Genomic DNA, 9,953 nt, shown 5'->3' on the forward strand with positions numbered 1-9,953 from the left:
TAGAATGACAGAAAATGATATTCTTTTAACAGACCGTGAAAGTGCAAAATTGCTTCATATGAGTGTTTCAACATTCCGCCGTCATGTTACTAATGGCTCTCTCCCAAAACCTTTAAAATTTGGTTTTTTATCCCGTTGGTTACAATCGGATCTTTTGAATGTCATCGAGCAAGCAAAACAGCAACGTCAAAGTGACGCGGCATAAAAAAACCTTGTCACGTAAGGACGGACAAGGCTTTCTCAAACTCATCACTCTAAAGATAGCACAATCCGTCCTATGACGCAACGTTATAGGATTAAAAATGATGTGTTCTTTTAAGAATGCGCAAGGTATCACACGTGCCTTGCGCGGGGTTTGGCATGGGCGTTATGGAACAGCCCGTTGCCCTGCTCATGATGATAGGCTGCCTAGTTTATCCCTTGCCAATGGACATGATGGGCGTCTTTTACTCACTTGTTATGCTGGCTGCTCTTTTAGAGAGATCATACAAGCGCTTATTAGAATTGGCTTGCTTGGAAAACAAGCCTTTTTTGATAAAGCTTATGATCAGACGCTCTCTTTCTCCAAACAGTTTTGTGCTGATCTCAAACAAGCAAAAAGGAAAGCAGAGAGAGCAAAAGCAATTTGGCAACAAAGCCAACCAATTAAAAACACTTTAGCAGAAACCTATTTACGTATGCGGGGTATTACATGTGATTTGCCTCCTGATTTACGCTTTTACGACAAATGTCCACACCCCTCTGGGGGTACACTGCCCGCGTTGGTGGCTCTTGTTAAGGGCGCTGGTTCCTTTGCTATTCATAGAACCTTTTTAAAAGACAATGGCTGCAAAACAGACCAAAAACCAGCAAAAGCCATGTTGGGATCTGTAACGGGTGGTGGGGTGCATTTAAGTCAAGCCAATCCAAAACATCTGGTCATTTGTGAAGGCATTGAAACCGGTCTGGCTCTACTGTCTGGGTTGTTAACAGAGCCCGTTGATTTATGGGCGTCCCTTTCAACCCTATGAAAATGCAAAATAGATATAAAATATCTATTCTAATAGTACCTATTGAAGAAACAGTAAAAATACATTACATTAGAACTACTTTGTAACACATTAAGTGGTCGTAAAATGGCTGAGACAACATTTACCTTTCGCGTCGATGATGTATTAAAAAATGAATTTTCCAAAGCAGCAAAGGCGTGTGATAGATCTGGTGCACAATTATTGCGCGATTATATGCGCGATATCGTAAAAGAACAAAAAGAAAAAAGTGCATACGATTTATGGTTTCGGGAACAAGTTCAATTAGGGATAAATTCTGCTAATGCAAGTGATATAATGTCTTCTGAAGAAATCGAAGCAGAAGCAAAAGAATGGCGCTTAAAGACACAAAGTAAACTAGATAGATCAACTTTATGAAGCTAATTTGGACACAAGTAGCACACGTTGACCGCAAAAAGATACGTGAATACATATCACAAGATAATCCTTCCGCTGCCTTAAAGTTTGATCAACTTTTATCTGAAAAAGTAGAAAAACTTGTTAAATTTCCTACCCTTGGTCGTTTAGGACGAATTGTAAATACACGTGAACTTATTGTACATCCAAATTATATCATGATTTATGATATTTCAAATGGCGTTGTGCGTATTTTACGTGTGCTCCATACAAAGAAAAAATTTCCTTAATCAACTGTATTTTTATTTATTTTGTAATTGAAGAAAATTATTTTCTACAATACTGCGCTCCGTATCAGTAAATAATGATAAATTATTATTTTTCTAATATTGCGAATATGATTGCATAATGCACTTTGCACACCGCTTAGTTTCTACTCGTAAAAATGAAGATGACACTATTGTCAATGATGTGTCTGTTGAAAAGCTTGGGGAACTCTTAAAAGAAAACCCCCGTGGTCTCTTAATGGTGCGTGATGAATTGGCTGGCTTTTTAGCCAATCTAGAAAGAAAGGAATATCAATCAGACCGCGCCTTTTAATTAACAGCTTTTAATGGCGATGATCAATTTACTTATGACCGTATAAAGCGTGGAACCATTTTTATCCCTTATGTCACTTTATCCATGATTGGAGGCATTCAACCTTCACGCATTATTCCGCTCATTCAAGCCATACACCGTGGAATAAACGATGACGGTTTATTGCAACGCTTTCAAATGATTGTCTGGCCCGATGACAATCAAAGAGTGGCAATTGGTTGATAAACCGCCCAATCAAGAGGTCTGGCAAAAGTATGAAGGGGTATTTCGCTCTTTTCGTGATAAACGCTTAGGTTCTCCCGAACAACCACTGATTATGCGTTTTTCTCCTAAAGCACAAGTGAAGTTTTATGAATGGTTCGAGCATCTTCATAAAGAGGCAAAAGGAGGTACTCACTCAGAAAGCTTACAATCGCATCTTTTAAAAATGCCAAAGACCATAGCAAGCCTTGCGTTAATTTTTGAACTTCTTGATAGTGGTGGTTTAGAAATTGGTCTCTATGCCATTACAACAGCCTTGCGTTGGGAAAAATATCTGTTAAGTCATGTCAAAAGACTTTATGCGGCGGGGGATACATTAACAGCAGAGCGTGCAAAATTAATTGTTGAACGCTGTGATTGTTTACCCGATGTTTTTATAGCAAGGGATGTTTATAAACGTGATTGGAAATATTTAACAGACAATCAAACCGTTAAGCAAGCTTTAGAGCTTTTATGTCGTTGTAACTATATTCGTGAAATCTCTGGAGAGAATAACTCCCAAGGCGGTCGACCTACCATACGTTATGAATGGCACCCTTTAGTGAAAAGTCATAAGACATCACACTGAGGCAATTTGGAAATCTTATAAAACATTAAACAATATAACAGTGAACCTTTAAAGCACTTCCCATCATTAGTTTTTGGGGGGGTATGGGGGTTTTGGGGGGTCTTTTTACCCCCCCTTATATATATTTTTTAGTCAAAAATAAAAGTTATTATATTTCAATAAGTTAATCTTTCAAATAAACAACCTATATTAAACATAACACATAAATACAATTTTTAATATATATCTAAGAGGGTTTTGTAGGTGTTTTGGGGGTTTTAAAAACAGACAAAACCTATCAAAATACTCATTCTGATATTTTAAAGAACGTAGTACATTTATCTTGATGAATACGTGAAATGAATAGCAAATTTCACTACTTTGCTGATCTTATTCCATGTCATGGGCTGTTGATAAGCAGCCTTAAAGACCCCTTTTGAAAAAAATTTATCCGCTTTTTTAGCAGTTTTTTCCCATTTTTATCGTTATTTGCTTTAAGTGCATTTAATTGAATTCGTTTTGATTCTTTTAATGAATATTAATCATCTCATAAGGCAAGGGGTTTTTATTACAATATGCTTCAATCTATTAAGTCTGATAATGAACAATTCACTTTACGCTCCCTTTTACAATCCTATCGTGAACAGACAACTTCAAATACTCTACGAGGGAAAGTGTTTGAAGATTTTGTGACAAAATATCTTATGTATGACCCTCTCCACTATGGGCGATATGAAAAAGTTGAGAGCTATTATGAATGGGCTAAAGAGCGTGAAGGTTGGAATAAAAATGATATCGGCATTGATCTGGTTGCCAAGCTTCGCAATCAAGAGGGCTATGTGGCTATTCAATGTAAGTTTTATCAAGCAGACCATCAGATCAGTAAAAAGGATATTGATAGCTTTATCGCGGCATCTGNATTTTTATTACAATATGCTTCAATCTATTAAGTCTGATAATGAACAATTCACTTTACGCTCCCTTTTACAATCCTATCGTGAACAGGCAACATCAAATGCTCTACGGGGGAAAGTGTTTGAAGATTTTGTGACAAAATATCTTATGCATGACCCTCTCCATTATGGACGATATGAAAAGGTAGAAACCTATTATGAATGGGCTGAAGAGCGTGAAGGTTGGAATAAAAATGATATCGGCATTGATCTGGTGGCAAAGCTTCGCAATCAAGAGGGATATGTGGCTATTCAATGTAAGTTTTATCAAGCAGACCATCAGATCAGTAAAAAGGATATTGATAGCTTTATCGCGGCATCTGGAAAAGACATCTTTAAATATCGACTTCTCGTTGACAGCACAGAAGTGGAATTAAGTGACAATGTGAATGCCATGATTAAAGGACAAGCGATACCCGTTTATCGTATTGACCTTCGTCATATGGAAAACAGTCGGATAGATTGGCAAATATTTGCAACGAAAAAAGAAGTTGTTCTGAAATCAACAAAAGAGCCTCGTCCCCATCAAGAAGAAGCCATCAAGAAAGTCTGTGAAGGTTTAAAAGAAGCAGACCGTGGCAAGCTGATTATGGCATGTGGTACGGGGAAGACTTTCACCAGTTTGAAGATAGCAGAAACCCTTGCTGGGAAAGGCAAGCGTGTTTTGTTTCTGGTACCTTCTCTGGCTTTAGTCTCGCAAACAATCCGTGAATGGACAGCCGATGCACAAATCCCGTTGCGTTCCTTTGCCGTGTGTTCTGATACGAAAGTAGGCAAGCGTCGTAAAAATCAAGATGATATTGTTGGTATGGAAACATCAGATCTTGTTCTCCCTGCTACAACAGATGCGAAAGCCCTTGCCAAAGAAGCTTGTGAAAACCTAGCAGATGCAATGACGGTCATCTTTTCAACCTATCATTCTATCCAAGTGATTTCGGATGCACAAAATACCCATGGGTTACCTGAATTTGATCTGATCATTTGTGATGAAGCCCATAGAACAACTGGTGTTGTGTTGGGAACAGAAAAGCATGAATCTGAATTTATCAAGGTTCATGACAATAGCATTATTCGAGGCAAAAAACGCCTCTACATGACAGCAACCCCAAAGATCTTTAGTGACAAGCTGAAAAGGAATGCTTTCTTATCCAATAACGTTTTGGTGTCCATGGATAATGAAAAACTCTATGGCAAACAACTTTACACTTACAACTTTTCACGTGCTTTAGAGGATAAGCTGTTATCACCTTGTAAAGTTATCATATTAGTTGTCAACGAAGAAGAAGTAAGTCAATCCATTCAACATCTGATTACCGATAAGAATTATGAACTTATTCTCGATGATAGGACCAAGATTAATGGCTGTTATAGAGCCCTTACCAAAATGGATCTGAAACTTGATCTTGAAGATGACCCCAAGCCCATGCGTAGAGCTTTAGCTTTTTGCAAAGATATTGATACTTCTAAACGCATATGCAAAAGATTCAAAAAAGAAAAAGTGCAAGAATCTTTACGCGCTCTTCATAAGAACTATAAAGATACTCCTCCTCTTAACTGTACCCTTGCCCATATTGATGGAACCTTTAGTGCTAAAGAGCGTACAAAACAACTTGACTGGTTAAAGGAAGATGCGGGGGAAAATACTTGTCGTGTACTTACCAATGTACGCTGTCTTTCTGAAGGTGTTGATGTACCCGCTCTTGATGCTGTTCTATTTTTACATCCGCGCAAAAGTCAAATTGAGATTATTCAAGCGATCGGACGTGTAATGCGTCGAGCAGAGGGTAAAAAAAGAGGCTATATCATTCTACCCGTTGGGATACCCGCTGATATTCCGCCGGAAATAGCCTTAGAAAACAACCAAAAGTATAATGTCATCTGGCAAGTTCTCAATGCTTTACGTGCTCATGATGATAACTTTAATAAAATAATTCACCATATGCACAAAAAACAAGACGTAAGCGATGCTCTTGAAATTGTTGCTGCTTCTCAAGAACTTGCGTTAGAAGATACGACCACGGTTATTGATGATTTACCTATACGCTCAAAATTAGAGTATTCAGGACTTAATATTGGGTTAGCAACTTATGAATCCTCTCACACATGTGAAGAACAAGGAGAACTCCCCCTTTTTTCTAAATGTAAAGATGTCATTAAAGCTGCTATTGTTAATAGATTTTACGACCCTAGCTATTGGAAAAAATGGGCAATAAATGTTGGTGATCTTGCTCAAACTCATATCACACGCTTAACTGAGGTTTTGACGAAATCAGAAACTGAAACACGGCGTGTGTTTAATGATTTTATGACCGAATTACGTAGTAATTTAAATACAACTATCTCCGAACAAAATGCGATTGAAATGCTTGCGCAACATCTTGTGACGCGTCCAGTCTTTAATGCTTTATTTGAGGGGCATCAGTTTGTTCAAGAAAATCCCGTATCTTGCGCTTTACAACGTGTACTCAATGCCCTTGATAAAGTTACTCCTAAAGAAGAATCTCAAGATCTCAAAAATATTTCTAAGAGTGTACAATTTTACACGCGTGGAATTACCACTCTTGAAGCACAACAAAGTTTAATTGTAGAGCTTTATAATGAATTTTTCCGTTATGCTTTTCCGCGTACAGTAGAAAAATTAGGCATTGTTTATACTCCCATTGAGGTTGTTGATTTTATCATTCATTCTGTTGATGATGTGTTGCGTCATGAATTTGGAAAAAGTCTAGGATCACGTGGTGTTTCTATTCTTGACCCTTTTACGGGTACTGGGACCTTTATCACACGGCTATTACAATCCAATCTCATCAAACCAGAGGATATGGAATATAAATACCGTTATGATATCCACGCAAATGAGATTGTCTTGCTAGCCTATTACATAGCAGCCATTAATATCGAAGCAACCTATCATGGTCTTATGAAAGGAAATTATATCCCTTTCAAGCATATTGGTTTGACTGATACGTTTCGAATGATTGAAAAACAAGATCTTATGGAAGGTATACTCAAAGAAAACAGTGAATATTTGGAACATCAGAAAAATTTGACTATCGAAGTTATCTTCGGCAACCCGCCTTATTCAACTGGTCAAAAAAGTGCTAATGATAATGCGAAGAATACCCCTTATCCCATATTAGATAATCGTATCAGTGAAACTTATGCTGCTCAATCTGAATCAATCAATATGCAAGCACTTTATGATAGCTATATACGAGCAATTCGATGGGCTAGTGACCGTATAAAAGATTGTGGTATTATTGGTTTTGTGACAAACGCAGGGTTTATTAATGCATGTTCTTTAAATGGTTTAAGAAAATGCCTCGTTAAGGAATTTAGCAGCCTTTATATTTTCCATTTACGGGGTAATCAACGAACCTCTGGAGAACTTTCGCGAAAAGAAGGTGGTAAGATTTTTGGTTCTGGATCACGGGCTCCCATAGCTATCTCTATTCTCATAAAAAATCCAGAATCTCAACAGCGTGGGAAAATATATTTCCGTGATATTGGAGATTATCTCACAAGAGAAAAAAAGCTTAAGACAATTAAAAAATTTGGTAGCATTGATGGTATTACACAGAGCAAACAAGGTTGGCAAATAATTATACCGGATAAGCATAATGATTGGCTTGGTCAACGTGATGACAGTTTCAAGACATTCCTAGCTTTAGGTGATAAGAAACCTCATAGTAAAAAACTGTTTGAGATTTATTCTTGTGGTCTAAAAACCAATCGTGATGCTTGGGCATACAATGCAAGCAATGAAACTCTCGCGAAGAATATGAGTAATATGATTACTTTCTACAATAGTGAAGTGGAGCGTTTTAATGGTGTTTATACACATGATAACGGTAAAACACGTACTAAAACTGTAGATAATTTTGTTAATGCCGATGAAAGCAAAATTAGTTGGAGTATTAATCTTAAGAAACATTTAACTAAAGGAAAGATTTTTGAATTTGAAGATACATGCCTTATTCAAAGCCTATATCGTCCTTTTACACAACAATGGCTCTATTACAATCGTGCCTTTAATGAAATGGTTGCCCAAATTCCATGTATATTTCCAATGGGGCAAGCGGTTGAAAATAGAGTAATACAAATTACAGGTACGGGAGCAAAGAAAGATTTTTCTGTTATTATGACTAAGAATGTGCCTGAATTTCAAGTGATGGAGAATAGTCAATGCTTTCCAAGATATATCTATGAAGATGCTACGGTTTCAAAAAGTAAAAGTGAGAAACAAACCCTTTTATTTACAGACTCTATAGAGGAAAACAAAACTGTTGGTTTACAGAGGCATGATGCCATAACTGATGAAGGATTAGCACATTTTAAAGCAGCTTATCCTAATGAAAAAATCACTAAGGATGATCTATTCTATTATGTTTACGGTATACTTCATTCGGAAGATTATCGTGCCCGTTATGCTGATAACCTCTCTAAAGAATTGCCTCGTATCCCGTGTGTAAAGAGTGCTGATGACTTTTGGAAATTTGTAACAGCAGGACGTGAACTAGGTCATTTGCACGTGAATTATGAAGATGTAGAGCCTTATCCCGTGATCTTTAAAAAGGGTAATCCAAAACAGACAGAAATCTCTAATCTCGAAAAATTCTATTATGTGACTGAAATGAAATTCGCAAAAATTAAGAATAGTAAGGAAAAGGATAAATCGACTGTTATTTACAATAGCAATATTACCATAACAGATATCCCTCTTGAAGCTTATGAGTATATCGTCAATGGCAAGCCTGCTCTTGAATGGGTTATGGGGCGTCAATGCGTTAAGACTGATAAAAAGAGTGGTATTGTCAATGATGCGAATCGCTATGCTGTTGAAACCGTTGGCAACCCTGCCTACCCTCTAGAGTTATTTCAGAGGGTTATTACCATAAGTTTAGAGACAATGAAAATCGTTAAGAACCTACCAAAACTAGAGATTAGAGAAACTGAATAACTTATAAAGCATGCTCACATAATGGGCATGCCAATCTTATTAAATCCGCTTATGTATTAGTTTAACTAACAGTCTATTTTATCATCTGTTATGAGATAAACTAAGATAGGAAATAATTACGTTATCAAGATCTCTTTAATGGACTTTTGTAAATTCTTTAAACGTATCATCTTGTGAGTTGATTACCTATAATCTTAAAAGGATAATTTATCATGCGTTATTCTAAAAAGAAAAAACTTGCACTTTTAGATACTCTCATTTGGATTGCTTTAAGATTTATAAGAAACCCCATCTTAAATAGAGTTAGATTTTTTTACATTGCCTTTAAAAGATTATACCGTAATCTAAAATGAGTGCTTTATTGTTTTCAAAAGCTTTATTTAAAGAGAGTTATATATATTCATTTTCTTATATTACTTATAGGTTTTGAAGGTTTCTCACACCCTCAAAATACCTTCAAAAATATACCGTTGGTTGTATTTATAGGTTGTGTTTTAATATAGATTGTATCTCTAAAATGCTAATATATTGAAATATAATGACTTTTATTTTTTATTGAAAAATATGTAAAGGGGGGGCGTAAAAAGCACCTCCAAAACCCCCACCCCCCCTAAACCTCCAAAACTCATAACCAGAATGGTCTTGATAGCATTTCTTATGAGTTACAAGCTATCTTTTGAAAGGCTTAAAGGATCATATGCTTTTCATAAAGCACATTTTAATCACTCACTAAAATCATAAGATTCGTCTGTTAAATAAACTGACATAACCGATAAAATAGACAAAAGCCCATTAAAAGAGATTTTTATAATCTATGGAATAATTTTATAGATCTTTTTTTATAGGTTGTTTCATTAAAATCTTGCACCAAAACCATGATCAGAACCCCACCACTTCAGTTTCTCAACTAGTGATCAAGGCTTTGGAGCGCGTCTTATTTTCTAAATTTCTGAAATCTTTTTGATATTTTTTAGGTGCTATTTCTTGTCTTTTTTTCCGATAAAATTGACTATTTTCTCTTTCCACGAGCGGGGTTGCTCCTTGCTGGTAACCTCTTGTGGATCATCAAGCTTTTCTGCCACCTGTTTAATCAAAGCGTAACTCACTTGCTTCACCTTTGCTACTTCTTTGGCTAAAGCTAATGCACGTTCAAGGTGGGTTTTGTTGATGCTCTCGTCAAAGCCTAGGTGATCCCCTGCTGCAAAACTTTTCTGATAAGATTGTAAGGTTTCAGCATCACCCAACAA

At 36.5% G+C, this 9,953-nt stretch carries 5 protein-coding genes and 3 pseudogenes; 7 read left to right on the forward strand and 1 reads right to left on the reverse strand.

Translation table 11 applies throughout. The annotated features are described in order from the left end of the window. Window positions 1-4 precede the first annotated feature (4 nt). The 7 genes and pseudogenes from ACFIME_RS09830 (at window position 5) to ACFIME_RS09860 (ending at window position 8,706) form a co-directional block, all read left to right on the forward strand. A complete protein-coding gene (locus ACFIME_RS09830; RefSeq protein ID WP_007347209.1) occupies window positions 5-205 on the forward strand; it encodes an AlpA family transcriptional regulator in 201 nt (66 codons plus the stop codon). A gap of 97 nt (window positions 206-302) precedes the next feature. Beyond that, window positions 303-1,004 (forward strand): annotated as a pseudogene (locus ACFIME_RS09835) (virulence-associated protein E); the annotation flags it as partial. Between the two features lie 111 nt (window positions 1,005-1,115). Further along, window positions 1,116-1,406, forward strand: coding sequence for a CopG family ribbon-helix-helix protein (locus ACFIME_RS09840; RefSeq protein ID WP_375610963.1), 291 nt, complete (start codon window positions 1,116-1,118; stop codon window positions 1,404-1,406). Continuing rightward, complete coding sequence (locus ACFIME_RS09845; protein WP_375610964.1) at window positions 1,403-1,675, forward strand: type II toxin-antitoxin system RelE/ParE family toxin; 273 nt, start codon at window positions 1,403-1,405, stop codon at window positions 1,673-1,675. The genes ACFIME_RS09840 and ACFIME_RS09845 overlap by 4 nt, the downstream gene beginning before the upstream one ends. 157 nt (window positions 1,676-1,832) lie before the next feature. Beyond that, a pseudogene (locus ACFIME_RS09850) lies at window positions 1,833-2,814 on the forward strand (DUF3987 domain-containing protein); the annotation flags it as partial. A gap of 554 nt (window positions 2,815-3,368) precedes the next feature. Continuing rightward, window positions 3,369-3,710: pseudogene (locus ACFIME_RS09855) on the forward strand (helicase); the annotation flags it as partial. Window positions 3,711-3,726: 16 nt separating this feature from the next. Further along, complete coding sequence (locus tag ACFIME_RS09860) at window positions 3,727-8,706, forward strand: DEAD/DEAH box helicase (protein WP_375684876.1); 4,980 nt, start codon at window positions 3,727-3,729, stop codon at window positions 8,704-8,706. Between the two features lie 977 nt (window positions 8,707-9,683). Here ACFIME_RS09860 and ACFIME_RS09865 read toward each other — a convergent pair. Next, window positions 9,684-9,953: DUF6990 domain-containing protein (locus ACFIME_RS09865; RefSeq protein WP_375684877.1), on the reverse strand; the 270-nt coding region annotated here is incomplete at its 5' end.

The sequence above is a fragment of the Bartonella sp. AP1QHHD genome, from assembly GCF_042196265.1.
Lineage (GTDB): Bacteria > Pseudomonadota > Alphaproteobacteria > Rhizobiales > Rhizobiaceae > Bartonella.

Bases quoted from the DNA above. Each gene is read 5' to 3' on its own strand.
- ACFIME_RS09830 (WP_007347209.1), top strand. From the start codon at position 5: ATGACAGAAAATGATATTCTTTTAACAGACCGTGAAAGTGCAAAATTG.
- ACFIME_RS09840 (WP_375610963.1), top strand. From the start codon at position 1,116: ATGGCTGAGACAACATTTACCTTTCGCGTCGATGATGTATTAAAAAAT.
- ACFIME_RS09845 (WP_375610964.1), top strand. From the start codon at position 1,403: ATGAAGCTAATTTGGACACAAGTAGCACACGTTGACCGCAAAAAGATA.
- ACFIME_RS09860 (WP_375684876.1), top strand. From the start codon at position 3,727: ATGCTTCAATCTATTAAGTCTGATAATGAACAATTCACTTTACGCTCC.